At 61.0% G+C, this 17,158-nt stretch carries 18 protein-coding genes and 1 pseudogene; 15 read left to right on the top strand and 4 right to left on the bottom strand.

Going from position 1 to position 17,158, the window contains the following annotated elements; genetic code table 11:
* The 3 genes and pseudogenes from AB5Y92_RS02380 to AB5Y92_RS02370 all read left to right on the top strand — a co-directional run.
* A pseudogene (locus tag AB5Y92_RS02380) lies at positions 1–171 on the top strand (acetate kinase); the annotation flags it as partial.
* A gap of 143 nt (positions 172–314) precedes the next feature.
* Positions 315–1,556, top strand: coding sequence for a mechanosensitive ion channel family protein (locus AB5Y92_RS02375; protein ID WP_005335524.1), 1,242 nt, complete (start codon positions 315–317; stop codon positions 1,554–1,556).
* A gap of 187 nt (positions 1,557–1,743) precedes the next feature.
* Positions 1,744–2,670 carry a L,D-transpeptidase family protein gene (locus AB5Y92_RS02370; RefSeq protein WP_005354531.1) on the top strand — a complete coding sequence of 309 codons (927 nt, stop codon included), beginning with the start codon at positions 1,744–1,746 and terminating at the stop codon, positions 2,668–2,670.
* Between the two features lie 69 nt (positions 2,671–2,739).
* On the opposite strand, the gene AB5Y92_RS02365 is transcribed toward AB5Y92_RS02370, so the two are convergent.
* Positions 2,740–3,633 carry a VirK/YbjX family protein gene (locus AB5Y92_RS02365; protein ID WP_368225405.1) on the bottom strand — a complete coding sequence of 298 codons (894 nt, stop codon included), beginning with the start codon at positions 3,631–3,633 and terminating at the stop codon, positions 2,740–2,742.
* A gap of 326 nt (positions 3,634–3,959) precedes the next feature.
* Here AB5Y92_RS02365 and putP point away from each other — a divergent pair, with 326 nt between their 5' ends.
* The 10 genes from putP to rpoS all read left to right on the top strand — a co-directional run bounded on the left by putP (position 3,960) and on the right by rpoS (position 12,423).
* The gene (putP, locus tag AB5Y92_RS02360; RefSeq protein ID WP_005354514.1) at positions 3,960–5,477 is read left to right on the top strand and encodes a sodium/proline symporter PutP; all 1,518 of its coding nucleotides are present in this window, start codon (positions 3,960–3,962) and stop codon (positions 5,475–5,477) included.
* A gap of 208 nt (positions 5,478–5,685) precedes the next feature.
* Positions 5,686–6,003, top strand: a complete 318-nt coding sequence (gene ftsB / locus AB5Y92_RS02355; RefSeq protein WP_005335520.1) for a cell division protein FtsB — start codon at positions 5,686–5,688, stop codon at positions 6,001–6,003.
* Positions 5,996–6,688 carry a 2-C-methyl-D-erythritol 4-phosphate cytidylyltransferase gene (gene ispD / locus AB5Y92_RS02350; protein WP_100652904.1) on the top strand — a complete coding sequence of 231 codons (693 nt, stop codon included), beginning with the start codon at positions 5,996–5,998 and terminating at the stop codon, positions 6,686–6,688. Before ftsB ends, ispD begins: the two co-directional genes overlap by 8 nt.
* A gap of 146 nt (positions 6,689–6,834) precedes the next feature.
* Positions 6,835–7,311: a 2-C-methyl-D-erythritol 2,4-cyclodiphosphate synthase gene (ispF, locus tag AB5Y92_RS02345; RefSeq protein ID WP_368225403.1), complete on the top strand. Its 477-nt coding sequence runs from the start codon at positions 6,835–6,837 to the stop codon at positions 7,309–7,311.
* A complete protein-coding gene (gene truD, locus AB5Y92_RS02340; RefSeq protein ID WP_368225402.1) occupies positions 7,311–8,369 on the top strand; it encodes a tRNA pseudouridine(13) synthase TruD in 1,059 nt (352 codons plus the stop codon). Before ispF ends, truD begins: the two co-directional genes overlap by 1 nt.
* Positions 8,350–9,111: a 5'/3'-nucleotidase SurE gene (gene surE / locus AB5Y92_RS02335; protein ID WP_368225401.1), complete on the top strand. Its 762-nt coding sequence runs from the start codon at positions 8,350–8,352 to the stop codon at positions 9,109–9,111. Before truD ends, surE begins: the two co-directional genes overlap by 20 nt.
* A gap of 7 nt (positions 9,112–9,118) precedes the next feature.
* Positions 9,119–9,736 carry a protein-L-isoaspartate(D-aspartate) O-methyltransferase gene (locus tag AB5Y92_RS02330; RefSeq protein ID WP_005335507.1) on the top strand — a complete coding sequence of 206 codons (618 nt, stop codon included), beginning with the start codon at positions 9,119–9,121 and terminating at the stop codon, positions 9,734–9,736.
* A complete protein-coding gene (locus tag AB5Y92_RS02325) occupies positions 9,733–10,314 on the top strand; it encodes a YqaA family protein (protein ID WP_368225399.1) in 582 nt (193 codons plus the stop codon). The genes AB5Y92_RS02330 and AB5Y92_RS02325 overlap by 4 nt, the downstream gene beginning before the upstream one ends.
* Before the next feature lie 9 nt (positions 10,315–10,323).
* Entirely contained in the window at positions 10,324–11,394 is a 1,071-nt protein-coding gene (locus AB5Y92_RS02320; protein WP_368225397.1) for a LysM peptidoglycan-binding domain-containing protein, read from the top strand.
* Between the two features lie 45 nt (positions 11,395–11,439).
* Entirely contained in the window at positions 11,440–12,423 is a 984-nt protein-coding gene (rpoS, locus tag AB5Y92_RS02315; protein ID WP_005362773.1) for an RNA polymerase sigma factor RpoS, read from the top strand.
* Positions 12,424–12,537: 114 nt separating this feature from the next.
* On the opposite strand, the gene AB5Y92_RS02310 is transcribed toward rpoS, so the two are convergent.
* The gene (locus AB5Y92_RS02310) at positions 12,538–13,575 is read right to left on the bottom strand and encodes an alkene reductase (RefSeq protein WP_265061445.1); all 1,038 of its coding nucleotides are present in this window, start codon (positions 13,573–13,575) and stop codon (positions 12,538–12,540) included.
* A 199-nt stretch (positions 13,576–13,774) separates the two neighbouring features.
* On the opposite strand from AB5Y92_RS02310, the gene AB5Y92_RS02305 reads away from it, so the two are divergent.
* On the top strand, positions 13,775–14,341 hold the full coding sequence (locus AB5Y92_RS02305) for a TetR/AcrR family transcriptional regulator (RefSeq protein ID WP_005335495.1): 567 nt from the start codon (positions 13,775–13,777) through the stop codon (positions 14,339–14,341).
* A 131-nt stretch (positions 14,342–14,472) separates the two neighbouring features.
* On the opposite strand, the gene AB5Y92_RS02300 is transcribed toward AB5Y92_RS02305, so the two are convergent.
* Positions 14,473–14,808 (bottom strand): endonuclease domain-containing protein, encoded by a 336-nt coding sequence (locus tag AB5Y92_RS02300; protein ID WP_216956243.1) that lies wholly within the window; start codon positions 14,806–14,808, stop codon positions 14,473–14,475.
* A gap of 525 nt (positions 14,809–15,333) precedes the next feature.
* Positions 15,334–16,287 (bottom strand): LysR family transcriptional regulator, encoded by a 954-nt coding sequence (locus tag AB5Y92_RS02295; protein ID WP_265061444.1) that lies wholly within the window; start codon positions 16,285–16,287, stop codon positions 15,334–15,336.
* A 156-nt stretch (positions 16,288–16,443) separates the two neighbouring features.
* On the opposite strand from AB5Y92_RS02295, the gene AB5Y92_RS02290 reads away from it, so the two are divergent.
* Positions 16,444–17,158: agmatine deiminase family protein (locus AB5Y92_RS02290; RefSeq protein WP_368225394.1), on the top strand; the 715-nt coding region annotated here is incomplete at its 3' end.

Raw genomic sequence — 17,158 nt, 5'->3', positions numbered from 1 at the left:
GCGTTGCCAAGGCGAGCAGTAGCAGGTGGAGTGGCATCAGGGGTTGTCAACAACGCCGCGGTACTGGGTGGCGAAGGTCGCATCACCACCGCCGACAGCCGTTGCGCCATGGTGATCCCGACCAACGAAGAGCTGGTCATCGCTCGCGATGCCCTGAGCCTGGTCTGCTAAGTCAGCCTCGCTTTGAAACAACGCCCGGCCTGTGCCGGGCGTTGTCATTTCTGGCGTACGCCGATTTGACATGGGGGAGGGGAGCGGTACCCTGACCACCACTGTTTTTGCAGCCAGCGGGCTGCCCGGTTCGGGAGAGAGCAATGAAAGAGGCGTTTTTTAACTGGTTGTCGGGCCTTGGGGTGGAGGTGACCAGCCTGATGGCGCTGGTGATCGCACTGGGCTTTATCGTCATCACCTCGTTGCTGCTGCACATGGCGCTGCACCGGGTACTGCTGGTCCGGCTGGTGGGGATCCTCGGCAAGGCCAAGCAGGTGTGGCTGCCGCCCCAGCTGCAACAGCGCCTCTTCAACCGGCTCGCCTTTGTGCTGCAGGGGGCCGTGCTGCTCGGTCAGGCGGAGATCTGGCTACCCCGCCAATCGGATAGCCTCAAGCTTATCGAGATGGTGGCCCAGCTCTGGATTTTGCTGTTCCTGCTGCTGGCCTTCTTCGCCCTGCTCGACTGCCTGTTGTCGGTGAGCCGTTACACCCGCCTTGGCCGGGATTTGCCCCTGCGCGGCATCTTCCAGGGGGCCAAGTTGGTAGGCAGCATTCTGGTGGGCATCCTGATGATCGCCCTGCTGCTCGGCAAGTCGCCGCTGTTCCTGTTCAGCGGTCTGGGTGCCATGACCGCAGTGCTGATGCTGGTATTCAAGGACCCCATCCTCGGGCTGGTGGCGGGGATCCAGCTCTCTGCCAACCGGATGCTGAGCGTCGGTGACTGGCTGCAGATGGACAAGTACGGCGCCGATGGCGAGGTGACCGACATCGGGCTTACCACGGTCAAGGTATCGAACTGGGACAAGACCATCACCACCATTCCCACCTATGCCCTGATCTCCGACTCTTTCAAGAACTGGCAGGGGATGACCGAGTCCGGCGGCCGCCGCATCAAGCGCAGCGTCAATATCGACATGACCAGCGTGCGTTTTCTGACGGCCGAGGAGCAGTTGCAGCTCAAGCAGGCGCAGCTGCTGGCTCCCTATCTGAGCCGCAAGGAGCAGGAGCTGAGCGCTTACAACCAGCAGCTGAGCGATGCCCTGAGCTGTCCCATCAACGGTCGTCACCTCACCAACCTCGGCACCCTGCGCGCCTATCTGGATGCCTACCTGCGTGCCCACCCCGGCATTCGCAAGGACATGACCCTGATGGTGCGCCAGCTGGCACCTACGTCAGATGGTTTGCCGCTGGAAATTTACTGCTTTACCGCGACCACCGCATGGGCCGATTACGAAGGGATCCAGGCCGATATTTTCGACCATATCTTCGCCATCATCGAGCAATTTCATCTGCGGTTGCATCAATCTCCCACAGGTTACGATATGCGTGCCTGGCAACGGGGATAAACAGGGAAACCGGACGGGTCGGGGACGCGGAAAAAACCGCATATTAATCATCGACCCGTCGCCACTTGTCAGTTGAAATTTGCCGTGCAGAGGAGAAAAATGGCGGCCTTCTCTTCGCGCCCCTGATCCCCTCTTGATCAGCTGCCAGCCCAGAGACGTCACTTCAAGTCATCATCATGGGAAAGTTATGAAGCTCCTTCGCAATAGTGTGGCAACACTCTGCTACAGCCTGCTGCTGACCGCTGCGCCGGTTTTCGCTGTTGAATATGCTCTGCCTGCGGCCAACAGCCGTCTGGTAGGGGAAAATCTGGAATATGTGGTTCCGGCCGAAGAGAACGGCCAGCCGCTGGAGGCCATTGCGGCCAAATTCCAGCTGGGGCTCACCAACATGACCGAAGCCAACCCCGATGCGGATCCCCTGCTGGTACAGACCGGCGAGAAGCTGGTGATCCCCCAGCAACTGATCCTGCCGGATGCACCCCGTGAAGGGATTGTGCTGAACGTGGCCGAGATGCGCCTCTACTACTACCCCAAGGGTAAAAAAGTGGTGGAAGTGCTGCCCATCGGCATCGGCCAGCTCGGCACCGATACTCCGGAAAACTGGGTGACCAGCGTGCAGCGCAAGAAAGCGGGCCCGACCTGGACCCCGACCGCCAAGATGCATGCCGAATACGCCGCCCGTGGCGAGAGCCTGCCTGCGGTATGGCCTGCCGGCCCTGATAACCCCATGGGTCTGTTTGCCCTCTACATCGGCAAGATGTACGCCATCCACGGTACTAACGCCAACTTCGGCATCGGCCTGCGGGTGAGCCACGGTTGCGTGCGTCTGCGCAACGACGACATCGCCTACCTGTTCAAGCAGGTACCGGTCGGTACCCGCGTCCAGTTCGTCAACCAGCCGATCAAGGCCTCTCTCGAGCCCAACGGTGTCCGCTATCTGGAAGTGCATCAGCCGCTGTCGCGCAGCGAAGAGGAGTTCAACTCCAAGCTGCCGGCACCGCTGCCGATGACTCCGGCGGTGACCCGCTTCATTGCCCACGCCGACAGCGACTCCCAACTGGTGAAGCAGGCGCTGGAGCAGCGCAACGGCATGCCGATGGCGATCAACCGCTAAGGGCAAATCCCCGTCACGACAAAGGGCGAACAGCATGCTGTTCGCCCTTTGTGTTTCTGCTGTGCTGACTCAGCTTCGCAGCAGATTTGCCTGCAGCTCGCTGCCGAGCTGATCGAGCAGCTGATAGCGCGCCTTGTAGCTGGCCCGCTTGCGGGAGGGGATCTCCTCCAGCGTCTTGCGGGGCACTTCCAGCGGCACGTTCATCCAGAGTTCATCTTGCACGCAGCCCTGATGCTCCTGCCACAAGCCGTCGAGGTCGAACTTGACCCGATCGGCAGTGCGTTTGCTGCTCTGATAGACGTGGCTTTGGGTGCGGATCCCGAGCAGGCTTTTGCACGCCAACCCCCGGGCCAGCTCGGCGGCCATATAGACCAGCAGGGACATGGGGCGCAGCCCGCCGCACGCCTTGGTGACCAGCTTGATCTCCTCGCTCTGCCCCTTGCCGCCCTGCAGCGAACAGATCTCGAGGGTCGGGTTCGGCGCGGGGCGCAGATTGAGGGCCATGTAATAGAGCGCCGTGTCACCCAGCTTGAGGGTCAGGCTCATCTCCCCCTCTTTGCCCATGTGGGTTTGGTAATCCAGTTGCAGGGTGAGGGGGGCCGTCAGCTTGTCGCTCTGCCACTGGGCCAGCAGCAGGCCGCGCCCGCTGTAGATTGCCAGTTGTTGCGCCTTGGGCAGCTGGCGTGCCAGCTGCTGGTAGTGGCCGCTGATAAGCCCCGCTCGCAGGCGCTTGCGGAGCCCCTTGTGGCGATAGGGGTGGATCGGCTTTTCCAGAATATCGGGGAAGCGGCTGATCGCCTGCGCCAGCAGCGGCTGCTCCTGCTGCTGGCGATAGAGGGCGCGGGCGCCGGGATTGAGCCAGAGACGCCCCACATACTTGGCCCGTCGGATGAGATGACCCGACTCCTCCACCGGATGAAGGCGGCGGGCGAGGGTTCGCAGGTGTGACAGATGAGATGACATGGTGCCGACCTCTGACTGGTGTGATGAGACAGGGCGGGGAGTGTAGGAGCGGGGCGCTGGCTTGTAAAAAAATGGATAGTAACAAAATGTGAAAACATAACGCTCAGTAGCGGCTGGCGCTGCGAGATGATCATCACGGCCACGGCAGGAAATCTGGCACCATCCTCTTGATGCGGCAGATGATTTGATGCGCAAAGGTTTTTATTGTGTTTTGTGTTTGTTAAAAGTGGTTGAGCTGGCGCGAACGGCTGATTAAGCTAGGCCGGTTTTTTAGGGATGAGCCCGTCACCAGAGCGGGCAGAAAATGACACAAAACGGAGTTTTGCATGACAGCTAGCACACCCATGTTAATCACCTTCCTGGTGTATATCCTCGGAATGGTGTTGATCGGCTTCGTCGCCTATCGCGCCACCCGCAACTTTGATGACTACATTCTGGGCGGCCGCCGAATGGGGAGCTGGGTTACCGCTCTCTCTGCCGGCGCTTCCGACATGAGCGGCTGGTTGCTGATGGGGCTGCCCGGCGCCGTCTTCGTCAGCGGCATCTCCGAGAGCTGGATCGCCATCGGTCTGGTCATCGGCGCCTACCTCAACTGGCGCTGGGTAGCGGGTCGCCTGCGGGTACACACCGAGAAGAACCGCAACGCCCTGACCCTGCCGGACTATTTCACCTATCGCTTTGAAGATCACAGCAAGGTGCTGCGCATCCTCTCGGCGCTGGTGATCCTGCTCTTCTTCACCATCTATTGCGCCTCCGGCGTGGTGGCCGGTGCCCGTCTGTTCGAAAGCACCTTCGGCATGGATTACAACACCGCCCTCTGGGTCGGTGCAGCAGCCACCATCACCTACACCTTCTTCGGCGGCTTCCTCGCGGTGAGCTGGACCGATACGGTGCAGGCAACCCTGATGATCTTCGCCCTGATCCTGACCCCGGTCTTCGTCATCATCGCCGTGGGCGGGGTGGACAGCGCCATGATCGAGGTGGCCGCCAAGAGCGCTACCAACCTCGACATGTTCAAAAATCTGGATGTGATCGCCATTGTCTCGCTGATGGCCTGGGGCCTTGGCTACTTCGGTCAGCCCCACATTCTGGCCCGCTTCATGGCGGCGGATTCCCACCACTCCATGGCCAATGCCCGCCGTATCAGCATGACCTGGATGGTGTTCTGCCTCGCAGGCGCGGTGGCCATCGGCTTCTTCGGTCTGGCCTACTTCGCCCGCTTCCCGGAAGTGGCGGCTGGAGTGACCGGCAACCCGGAGCGGGTCTTTATCGAGCTCTCCAAAATCCTGTTCAACCCCTGGATCGCCGGGGTGCTGCTCTCCGCCATTCTGGCGGCGGTAATGAGCACTCTAAGTTGTCAATTACTGGTCTGCTCCAGCGCCATTACCGAGGATCTCTACAAGCCCTTCCTGCGCAAGAACGCCTCCCAGCGTGAGCTGGTGTGGGTGGGTCGCCTGATGGTGCTGCTGATCGCGGTGATTGCCATCGCCGTTGCCATGAATCCGGAAAACCGGGTACTGGGGCTGGTGAGCTACGCCTGGGCCGGTTTCGGTGCCGCCTTCGGCCCCGTTGTGCTGCTCTCGGTTCTGTGGCCGCGAATGACCCGCAACGGCGCGCTGGCGGGCATGCTGGTCGGTGCCATCACCGTCATCGTCTGGAAGCAGTTCGGCTGGCTGGGGCTGTATGAGATCATCCCGGGCTTCCTGTTCGCACTGCTGGCCATCGTGGTGGGCAGCCTGCTGGGCGAAGCACCCTCAAAAGCGATGCTGGAGCGTTTCCGCGATGCCGAGGAGGAGTACAACACTCCGGCCGAGAGCGCGGGAGAGCCGGTCGCGGTGAACTGATCCCCCTTACCGCTTTCTGATTGAGAGCCCCGCCCCCGGACAAGGAGCGCCCTGGTTGGCCATCCTTGCACCGGTTTGGCGGGGCTTTGTGCTATCTGATTCACTCTTGGGCACTTTTTTATGTTCGGCCGGTGGCTCCCGGGTGCTCGCTTTCTTTTGTCTTGGCACCGAATATGGGACACTAGGCCGCCTGAAGGAGACCTAGTGCATGCGGCTATTCACCCTGATCCTGATCCTCCTGCTGGGGGGACTGCAATATGACCTCTGGCTGGGGAAGAACGGGCTATCCGATTATCAGAACCTGTCGGAGGCTATCTCGCAGCAACAGCGGGACAACCAGACTCTCAAGGATCGTAACGACCTCATTTACCGCGAGATAGATGATCTCACCTCTGGCCTCGAGGCCATCGAGGAGTTGTCGCGCAACGATCTGGGTTACATCAAGCAGGGGGAGACCTTCTACCGGATCATCCCCAAAGAGAAAGACAAAGAGACAGCGCCGGACGATGAGCCCTACGATGACTGATGCCAGCCGGGTATCCGGCCTGACGGCGATCGTCCCTGCCGCCGGTATTGGCAGCCGGATGGGGGCCGATTGTCCCAAGCAGTACCTGCAACTGGCGGGTAAAACCATTCTCGAACATACCCTGGAGCGGCTGCTCTCCCACCCGGCCATCGCCCAGGTGATCGTGGCACTGGCGCCCCATGATCGCTGGTTCGAGGCCCTGCCGGTGGCGGCCGACCCGCGGATTGTGCGGGTAGAGGGAGGCGCCGAGCGCGCCTTTTCCGTCCTCAATGGTCTCCATGTGGCGCAAGGGGAGTGGGTGCTGGTGCACGATGCGGCCCGCCCCTGCCTGACTCACGGCGATCTCGATGCGCTGATTGCCACGGCCATGAACTGTGGCGGTGCCATTCTCGGCAGTCGGGTGCGCGATACCATGAAACGCTCCGATGGCGAGGGCAATATCATCGCTACCGTCGAGCGCGAGCAGCTCTGGCATGCCCTGACGCCGCAGATGTTCCCGACCCGTGCCCTGAAGCGGGCACTGGAAGAGGGGTTGCTGCTGGGCGCCACCATCACCGACGAGGCCTCTGCCATGGAGCGGGCCGGATTCACGGTGCGGATGGTGGAGGGGCGCGCCGACAATATCAAAGTGACCCGGCCGGAAGACTTGTCGCTGGCGGGGCTGTTTTTAAGCCAGCAGGCATAAGCCCCTCAGTCAGAACAGACCGTTCAGAGCAGAGTGTCTCGAACAAACAGGCCCGAACAAGGAGTTAGCATGATCCGGATTGGACATGGTGTGGACGTACACAAAATTGATGGGGTTGGTTTCAGCATGTTGGGAGGTTGCTGCTGATGATGCGCATTGGTCATGGTTTTGATGTCCATAAATTTGGTGGTGTTGGCCCCTGCATGCTGGGTGGCGTGCCGGTTCCCTACGAGCAGGGGCTGGTTGCCCACTCTGACGGCGATGTGGTGCTGCACGCGGTGAGCGATGCCCTGCTGGGGGCCATCGGCGCCGGTGACATCGGTCGCCACTTCCCCGATACCGTTGCCGAGTTCAAGGGGATCGACAGTCGCATCCTGCTGCGTGATGTCTTTGCCCGGGTACAGCAGGCGGGTTATGCCATCGGCAACCTGGATGTGACCATCATCGCCCAAGCCCCCAAAATGGCGCCCCATATCGACGCCATGTGCGCCGTGCTGGCCGCCGATCTGCAATGTGATTTGAACCGGGTGAACGTCAAGGCGACCACCACCGAACAGCTTGGGTTTACGGGGCGCAAGGAAGGGATCGCCACCGAAGCCGTCGTCCTACTGGTGAAACAATAATGCTGGAACAACTTGCCTATCTGCACGGGGCGCCCACTGCCCGCGGTATCCTCAAGGCCGAGGCCGCCGACTTCGTGGTGAATGAAGATCTCGGCTTCGAGCCCTGTGGCGAGGGGGAGCATATCTTCGTCCGGGTGCGCAAAACCGGCGAAAACACCGCCTGGGTAGCGGGTCTGCTGGCCGATGCCGCCGGGGTCAACCGCAATGCGGTGACCTGGGCGGGCCTGAAAGATCGTCATGCGGTGACCGAGCAGTGGTTTGGTATTCACCTGCCAGGCAAGGCCGAGCCGGACTTGTCGGTCATCGAGAGCGACAGCATCCAGATCCTGCAAGCCAGGCGTCACAACCGCAAATTGCGGGTCGGCTACCTCAAGGGCAACCATTTCACCCTGCGTCTCACCGGTCTGGAACAGGCCGACGGGCTGGAAGCGCGCCTGCAGGCCATCGCCACTCAGGGCGTACCCAATTACTATGGTGAGCAGCGTTTTGGCCGCGATGGCAACAACCTGGAAGCGGCCAAGGCGATGTTTGCCGGCAAGCGGATCAAGGATCGCAACAAGCGCTCCCTCTACCTCTCTGCCGCCCGCAGCATGCTGTTCAACGCCATCGTCAGCGCCCGTATCGAGCAGGGGCTGGCTCATCAGCTGCTGGCCGGTGATTGCGTGATGCTCAAGAGCAGCCACTCCATTTTCAGCGAAGAGAGCGTGACCCCCGAGCTGGAAGCGCGTCTTGCCTCCGGCGACGTGCAGCTTACTGCGCCCCAGTGGGGCCGTGGCCGTCTGGCCAGTCAGGGCGCCGCTGCCGAGTTCGAACAGGGCGTGCTGGCTCCTTACAGCGATTGGTGTGACGGGCTGGAGAAAGCCGGGCTGGAGCAGGATCGCCGCCCCCTGCTGCTCAAGCCGGAGCAGATGAGCTGGCAGCTGGACGGCGAGGCGCTGACCCTCTCCTTCTTCCTGCCGGCGGGCGCGTTTGCCACCAGCGTGGTGCGCGAGTTAATGCAGGCCGAAGAGGCCGATCACGGTTTCAGGAATCAGACCGATGCGAATTCTGGTCAGTAATGATGATGGTGTGCATGCCGAGGGCATTCGTGCCCTCAGCGAGGCGCTGCGCGCCTGCGGCGAGGTCATTGTGGTGGCGCCGGATCGCAACCGCAGCGGCGCGAGTCACTCCCTGACGCTGGAAGTACCGCTGCGGGTTACCCGCATTGCAGAAAACGGCTTTAATGGGTGCGAGAGCTATGCGGTGAAGGGGACGCCGACCGACTGCGTGCATCTGGCGGTCAACGAGCTGGTGCGCCCTGAACCCGACATGGTGGTGGCCGGCATCAACCACGGTGCCAACCTGGGGGATGATGTCATCTATTCGGGCACAGTCGCCGCGGCCACCGAGGGGCGCCATCTTGGCTACCCCTCCATCGCCATCTCGCTGGTAGGCAAGACCCACTTCGACACGGCGGCCCACTATGCGGCCCTGCTGGTGAAGGGGCTGATGAAACACCCCCTGCCTGCCGATCAGATCCTCAACGTCAACGTGCCGGACTTGCCCCTCGAGCAGATCAAGGGGATCAAGACCACCCGCCTTGGCAATCGCCACCGGGCGGAGTCGGTGATCTGCACCGAGGATCCCCGTGGCCAGCCCATCTACTGGATCGGCCCCCCCGGTAGCCAGCAGGATGCCGGTGAAGGCACCGATTTTGCTGCCATCGAGCAGGGCTATGTCTCGATTACCCCCCTGACCATCGATATGACTGCCTATGACAGTCTCGCCGGTCTGGGGGCCTGGTTAGATCTGCAGGGATGAGGGTGGTGTGATAGTACAGCGCCTGTTAAATCAGCTCATTGCGCAGGATATTCGCGATTTTCGCGTGCTGGCGACCATCGCGAAAGTGCCGCGCCAGCTGTTTGTGGACGAGGCCATGGCGCACAAGGCGTGGGACAACACCGCCCTGCCCATTGGCCACGGCCAGACCATTTCGCAGCCCTATATGGTGGCGCGAATGACCGAGTTGCTGATGCAAAATAATCCGGCCCATGTGCTGGAGATTGGCACTGGCTCGGGCTACCAGACGGCGATCCTCGCCCATCTGGTGGAGCATGTTTATACCGTGGAGCGGATCAAGTCGCTGCAGTTCCAGGCCAGACGCCGACTGCGCCAGCTCGATCTGCACAATGTCTCGGCCAAGCACGGCAACGGCTGGCTGGGGTGGCCCAACAAGGGGCCTTATGACGCCATTCTGGTGACGGCCGCGGCGAGCGAGATCCCGACGGCACTGACCGATCAGCTGGCCGAAGGGGGCCGACTGGTGTTGCCCGTGGGTGACAGCCAGCAGACCCTGCAGCTGATCGAACGATCCGGATCCCAGCTGACCAGCCGTATTCTGGAGCCGGTACGTTTTGTTCCCCTGATTGACGGAGATGTTGAGTGAAGTTGTTTTCCCGTTTGTACGTACTGGTGATGCAGTGGGCTCGCCACAAGCATGCCCCCTGGTATCTCTCCATCACCGCTTTCATCGAGTCGGTGTTCTGGCCGATCCCGGTGGATGTGATGCTGGCGCCGATGGCGCTCGCCAAGCCCCACAAGGCGTGGCACTACGCCACGCTGGCGACTCTCTTCTCTGTGCTGGGCGCCCTGTTTGGCTATGCCCTTGGCTATGCCCTGTGGGCCCCTGTGGTGCTGCCGCTGGTGGAGTCTGTTGGCTATCTGGGCAAGATTGACATCGCCCGTAGCTGGTTTGAACAGTGGGGGGTCTGGGTTATTTTCATTGCCAGCTTCACCCCTATCCCCTACAAGGTGTTTACCGTGACGGCAGGGTTGTTGCAAATGGCTCTGCTGCCCTTCATCATCACCTCCCTCATCGGTCGTGGCATGCGCTTTTTCCTGGTTGCGGGCCTGATGCGTTGGGGTGGCGAGAAGATGGAACGCAAACTGATGCACTACGTAGATGTGCTCGGTTGGCTCTGTATTGGTCTGGCCGTGGTGGCCTATTTCTGGTTTAGTCGTTAAGGATCCATTATGCGTTCGCGTATTTGGCAAGGAAGCAGTGTCGTGGTGTTGTCATGGCTGCTGCTTGCCTGCTCCTCCAGTAAAAATGCAGCTCCGGTAGATGGTGTTGATGAGGGGCAGTTTGTCTCGACCATTCCGGCTCGCCAAAGCGGTGCCCAGGTCAGCGCCCCCATTCAGGGCGGTAGCTATGTGGTGAAGCGGGGCGATACCCTCTACTCCATCGCCTTCAACTCCGGCAACGACGTACCCTCGTTGGCCAGCCTCAACAACATCAGCCCGCCCTACAACATCTATCCGGGGCAGCGACTGCGACTCGATGGTTCCAGCGCCAGCATGAGCAGCAGCCGCAGTGCCGGTACCTATGAGGTGCGCCGCGGCGATACCCTGAGCAGCATCGGCCGCCAGTTCGGCATGACGCCGCAGGCGCTGGCCCAGAGCAACAATCTGAGCGCCCCCTATGCGCTGCAACCGGGTCAGGTGCTCAATGTCCAGACTGCTGGCGGCGGTTCGACCCAGATGGTGGCTGCGACTCGTCCGGAAACCGTGACACCGGTGGCCGTGAGTCGTCCGAGTAGCGGTCCGCGTCCGTTGGCCGAGCCGAGTGGATCTGGTCAGACCACGCCGTTCATCTCTCAGAAATCCGTTGCTCCGGCAGCACCGAAGGAATACGCTCAGGTCAAAGAACAAAAAACAAACAACTCCCAGTCGAGACTTGCTTGGCACTGGCCCGCAAAAGGCCGGATTGTCGAGGGGTTCTCTGTTGCAGAACAGGGTAACAAGGGGATCGACATAGCCGGCCAGAAGGGGCAACCCGTCTACGCCGCCAGCAGCGGTAAAGTGGTATACGCTGGCAGTGCTTTAAGGGGGTACGGCAAGCTGATTATCCTCAAGCATGATGATGACTATCTCTCCGCTTACGCACACAACGACGAGTTGCGGGTGAAGGAAGGGGACAGCGTCAAGGGGGGCTCGGTCATTGCCAACATGGGTAGCACGGACGCGCCGGATGTGCGATTGCATTTCGAGATCCGGTACAGAGGCAAGTCGATCAATCCGATGAGCTATTTGCCAAAGCGTTAACCCCAGAGAGACCGTCTTACTCTGGTAACGTCAGGGAGACACGCCATGAGCCAAGAACAACTGGTAATGCAGGATGCAGAGTTAGAGTTTGACGCTGAACCCGAATCTCACGAGGTAGAAGAGTTGCAGGAGGTAGCCGCCGAGGCGGAAGATATTATCTCCGATGAGTTGCTGGCACCGGAACTGAACAAGGTGATGGATGCCACGCAACTCTATCTGGGGGAGATAGGTTTCTCCCCGCTGCTCACTGCCGAAGAGGAAGTCTACTACGCCCGTCGTGCCTTGCGAGGTGACAAAGCCGCCCGCAAGCGCATGATCGAGTCCAACCTGCGACTGGTGGTGAAAATCGCCCGTCGTTACAACAACCGCGGCCTGGTGCTGCTGGATCTTATCGAAGAGGGCAACCTCGGTCTTATCCGTGCGGTCGAGAAGTTCGACCCCGAGCGCGGCTTCCGTTTCTCCACCTATGCCACCTGGTGGATCCGCCAGACCATAGAGCGGGCCATCATGAACCAGACCCGCACTATCCGTCTGCCCATTCATGTGGTCAAAGAGTTAAACGTTTACCTGCGCACCGCGCGCGAACTCTCTCACCGTCTCGATCATGAACCGACCGCCGAGGATATCGCCTTCGCGCTGGATCGTTCGGTGGACGATGTGAATCGCATGCTCAAGCTCAACGAGAAGATCACCTCAGTGGACACCCCCATCGGGGGCGATCGCGACAAGGCATTGCTGGATGTGCTTTCAGATGAACGCGGCATGGGGCCTGAGCTGGAGTCACAGGAAGATGATATGCGCAGCAGCATTGTCCACTGGCTGGAGGAGCTCAATCCCAAGCAGCGGGAAGTGCTGGCCCGTCGTTTCGGTCTGCTGGGTTATGAGCCCGCCACCCTCGAGGATGTGGGAGCCGAGATTGGCCTGACCCGCGAGCGGGTACGCCAGATCCAGGTGGAGGGGCTGCGTCGTCTGCGGGAGATCCTTTTGAGTCAGGGGCTCTCCATCGAGGCGCTATTTCGTACCAATTAAGCATCCGCACCAATTAAGCCCGCACCAACTGATCAGCGCATCAGCCAGATAGCACGAGGGGAGCAACAGCTCCCCTCGTTTTTTATTGCCTGTCGTCTGGCGATGGCTTCGTGGTTATACCAGCTCGGCCAGCATGGTGTCGGCGTAGGGCACCAGCGCTTCGCCCTTCTTCACCTTGGTGAGGTAGTCCGGGTTGGCGATAAGCGGACGGCCGATGGCCACCAGATCGAAGCGGTTAGCCTCGATGGCCGCAGCGGCGCGCTCGGCGTCGTAGTTGCCCACACCGACCAGATTGCCCTTGTAGTGGGCGCGCAGATAGTCGGAGGCGCGGCCACCCAGATAATCGAAGGTGAGGTTGTCATCAAAGATGCCGAGGTGGATATAGGCCAGCGGGCGATCGTTGAGCTTGCCCAGCAGGTAGTCGAACACGGCGCGATCTTCCGGGCTACCCGCCAGATGGACATAGGCACCCGGGGAGAGACGAATACCTACCCGATCACCACCGATACGGGCGCTGATGGCATCGACCACTTCCAGCGCGAAGCGGCTCATCTTTTCCGGGCTGCCACCGTAGTTGTCGGTGCGCAGGTTGGTGGAGTGGTGCAGGAACTGGTCGATCAGGTAGCCGTTGGCACCGTGGATCTCCACCCCGTCAAAGCCCGCCTCGATGGCGTTGGCTGCGGCTTGGGCGTAATCCTGTACCAGTTGGGCTATTTCGGCCTCGGTCAGGGCGCGCGGCACCTGATAGGTCAGCTCGCGCATGCGGGGCACAGTGCCCTCGTGCGCCACGGCAGAGGGGGCCAGCACTTCAGCCTGATGGAAGAAGGGGTGGGAGAGGCGACCGACATGCCACAGCTGGGCGAAGATCTTGCCGCCTTTGGCATGTACGGCGCTGGTCACTTTCTTCCAGCCATCGATCTGCGCCTGGGTGAAGAGGCCCGGGGTATTGGGGTAGCCCTGCGCGTCGGGGCGGATGATGACGGCCTCTGAAATAATCAGGCCGATGTCGGCGCGGCGGCCGTAATAGGCTGCCATCTGCTCGGTCGGCACCAGACCTGGGCCTGCCATGCAGCGGGTGAGCGGGGCCATCATGAAACGGTTGGCCAGGGTCAGAGTGTCATTGAGTCGATACGGCTGAAACAGGGTATTCATGATAGGTTGTCCTGAACGGGTTATTCTTGAACGTGCATTCAAGACGTTTTTTGCGTCGGGCGCAAGCTTTTTTTGAATGCGCGTTCAAGAAGGTTGGCCCGAGCGGGCTGCTGGGGTAAACTTGCCGCCCTTTCCAGCCACTCTTTATCGGCGGGCCCTGTTGCCCCTTGCCGGTGAACCATTTCCCACGGGAGGAACCATGCGCATAGCCGAGTTTGATCGGGACGAGGTACTGCGAAATGCCATGGAAGCGTTTCGCGCCAAGGGATATGCCAAGACCACCATGCAGGAGCTGGTGGCTGCCACCGGCCTGCACCCGGGCAGCATTTACGGCGCCTTTGGCAACAAGCGCGGCCTGCTGCTGGCTGCGGTGGATCACTATGTCGAGGGCAAACGCACCCTGCGCCGCTCCCTGCTCGACAACCCGAGCCCGCTGGCGGGCCTTGCTGCCTATCTCGACCGGATTGTGGGGGAGGCGCTCTGCGGCTCCTGTCTGGTGACCCGCACCATGATGGAGCTGAGCGAGCAGGATGAGGAGCTGACCCAGCGGGTCAAGGGTATCTATGGCGAGCTGGAGCAGGATCTGGCTGAGTTGCTGACACAGGCGCAGGCCAAGGGTGAACTGGCCCCGGATAGCAATATCCACACCCTCACCGCCCTGCTGCTGATCAACCTGCAAGGGTTGGTCACCTTCGCCCAGTGCCGCCCCGATCGCCCCCTGCTCGACGACGTGGTCGCCCAGCTGATGCGGGCCTTGCGGGCGTAACGCGATACTGCAGAAACAACAGTGGCTCCCTTGGGAGCCATGGTTGTTTCCGGGGATGCCACACGCGCCGGGGTGTTTGCTCCCTTCTCCCCTTGCGGGAGAAGGGTTGGGGATGAGGGGGAGGGCTCTGCTCAGCGTAATGAGAGCCAAATATGGGCCAGTACGACCTCCATCCGACTCAGCACATCGTTATTCCACACTCGTATCACCCGAAATCCCTGCTGATTGAGATAGGCTGTCCGAGCCTCGTCATGCATCTGGTTCGTTTGTGTTCCATGTTGCCAACCATCCACTTCGATGACCAAACCCTGTTCAAGGCAGATGAAGTCCACCACATAGGGGCCGATGGGCATTTGGCGGCGAAATTTCAGCCCCGCCAGACGGCGATTGCGCAACTGTTGCCACAGTTTCTGCTCTGCCTGTGTGGCATCCCGTCTCAGTCGCTTGGCAACACGGTTGCTCTCCATTAATTGCTCCCACTCTGTATCGCCTTATAGATATAGCCAGCTTCCCATCTGTTTACCGGTTGGGTATTGCGTCCCCTCACCCTAGCCCTCTCCCAATGGGAGAGGGAACAGCTCGAGGAGCTATCGGGATTGGGCTGATCATCACTGTGTTCATTGCCGGATTCGAGCAGGGGAAGCTGGATTGGGTGATAGCAGATGGCGATAACTTTTCGAATGTATTGGGAATCGCCTGGCTGAATGGCTGAATGGCTGAATGGCTGAATGGCTGAATGGCTGAGTGGTTGTCTGCGATGCTGCAAGTGGTAGCGTAACTGCTCCCTTCTCCCCTTGTGGGAGAAGGGGTGGGGATGAGGGGGAGGGAGCAGGAGCTGCCCTCACCCTAACCCTCTCCCAGAGGGAGAGGGAATTGATCGAGGTTCGGTTTGGGCATCATGGTCGGTCAACAAGCTCCTTCATCAAATCCTTGAGCCACATCTGCGCCGGTTATTGCGTATGCGCCGATGGGGTATGCCAGACGCAGCCGCCTTACCTCGGCCCTACCAGCTCCTTCATCAAATCTTTTAGCCATACCAGCGCCGGTTGCTGCGCGTGCACGGGATGCCAGACGCAGTTGAGGTGATAATCGGGTACGTCCTCGGGCAGCGGCAGGCTTTTCAGCGGCCAGTGGGTGGCGAGCAGCTCGGCCACCATGCTGGGCAGCACCAAGAGGTGATCGCTCTGGCTGACGATGGCGGCGGCGGACATATAGCTCTGGCTGTTGACCGAGATGGTGCGACTAAAGCCCTGACTCTTCAGATAGCGGTCGAGGCTCGCCTCCGAGGTGCCCAGCGGCGAGTGGAACACATGGGGCATGGCGATGAGCTGCGGCAAGGTGATGCGCTCCTGCCACTGAGAGGGATCATCCCCGGCGCCGGCAGGGGCCGATTTGGCAATGGGCAGATCGGCGCGCACCAGTCCGGCCAGCGGTTCGGTGAGCCAGGTCTCTTTGCCCAGATACCCCGGCACCTGCATGTACTCGTCAAAGCCCAGCACCAGATCGATCTCGCCGCTCGCCAGCTCGGCCTCTGGCAGGGTGTCGCGCAGGATGCGGATCTCGATGGTGACCCCCGGCGCCAGCCGTCTGAGCCGCTGAATAAGGGGCGGGATCAGCACGCACTCCACGTAATCTGTGGTGCAGAGCACGAAGCGCCGCTTCGACTGGCTCGGCTCGAACTCCTCCTCCTCCAAGAGCTGCTGCTCCAGCAGTCGCAGCGCCTGCTGCACCCCGAGGTGCAGCCGCTGGGCGCGCGGGGTCGGCAGCATCCCCTGCGGGGTGCGCACCAAAAGCGGGTCGCCGAGAAAGGTGCGCAACCGGTTAAGGGAGTGGCTCATGGCGGGCTGGCTGATAAAAAGCGCCTCGGCGGCGCGGGTGACGCTCCCTTGCGTCATCAGGGCGTCAAACGCGAGCAGCAGATTGAGGTCGAGCTGGTGCAATTTCATGGGGGGGATTATTCGCCGTGTTTATGGGACAATCCATCCTATTCATTTGATGGATGGGGGCGCAACGTCTTAATCTGCGACTCACTGTTATTTTTCCGGGTTCCCGCGCCGCATCGGGCGTAAACGGGGGCCTCAATCCATGCAAGGAGCCTTGCGATGAGCATCAAGACCATTAACTCCACGCCGGCCGCCGACGGCTTCACCATGCCCGCCGAGTGGGCGCACCAGCAGGCCGTCTGGATGATCTGGCCGTTTCGCCCGGACAACTGGCGCGTAGCCGGTCGCTTCGCGCAAGAGACCTTCGCCAAGGTGGCCGATGCCATCGGTGGCGCCACCCCGGTCTTTATGGGGGTGCCAGCCCAGTTTATGGAGCAGGCCCGCGCCATCATGCCCGCCCATGTGACCCTGGTCGAAATGAACAGCGATGACTGCTGGGCCCGCGATACCGGCCCGACCATCGTCACCAACGCGGCCGGCGAGTGCCGTGGCGTGGATTGGGGCTTCAACGCCTGGGGCGGTCACAAGGGCGGTCTCTACTACCCGTGGAATCAGGATGAAGAGGTCGCTGCCCAGATGCTGGCCCAGCACGGCATGGCTCGTTACGATGCGCCGCTGATTCTGGAAGGGGGCTCTATCCACGTCGATGGTGAAGGCACCTGCCTGACCACCGCCGAGTGCCTGCTCAACGAAAACCGCAACCCGCACCTGACCAAAGAGCAGATCGAAGCTCACCTGCGCGACTATCTGGGCGTCACCAGCTTTATCTGGCTGGACGAAGGCGTCTACATGGATGAAACCGACGGCCACATCGACAACATGTGCTGCTTCGTCCGTCCGGGTGAAGTGGCCCTGCACTGGACTGATGATCAGA

The sequence above is a fragment of the Aeromonas sp. R1-1 genome (assembly GCF_040908495.1).
In the GTDB taxonomy this organism is placed as follows: Bacteria; Pseudomonadota; Gammaproteobacteria; order Enterobacterales; family Aeromonadaceae; genus Aeromonas; species Aeromonas veronii.
This window is presented reverse-complemented; position numbering and strand designations above follow the sequence as displayed.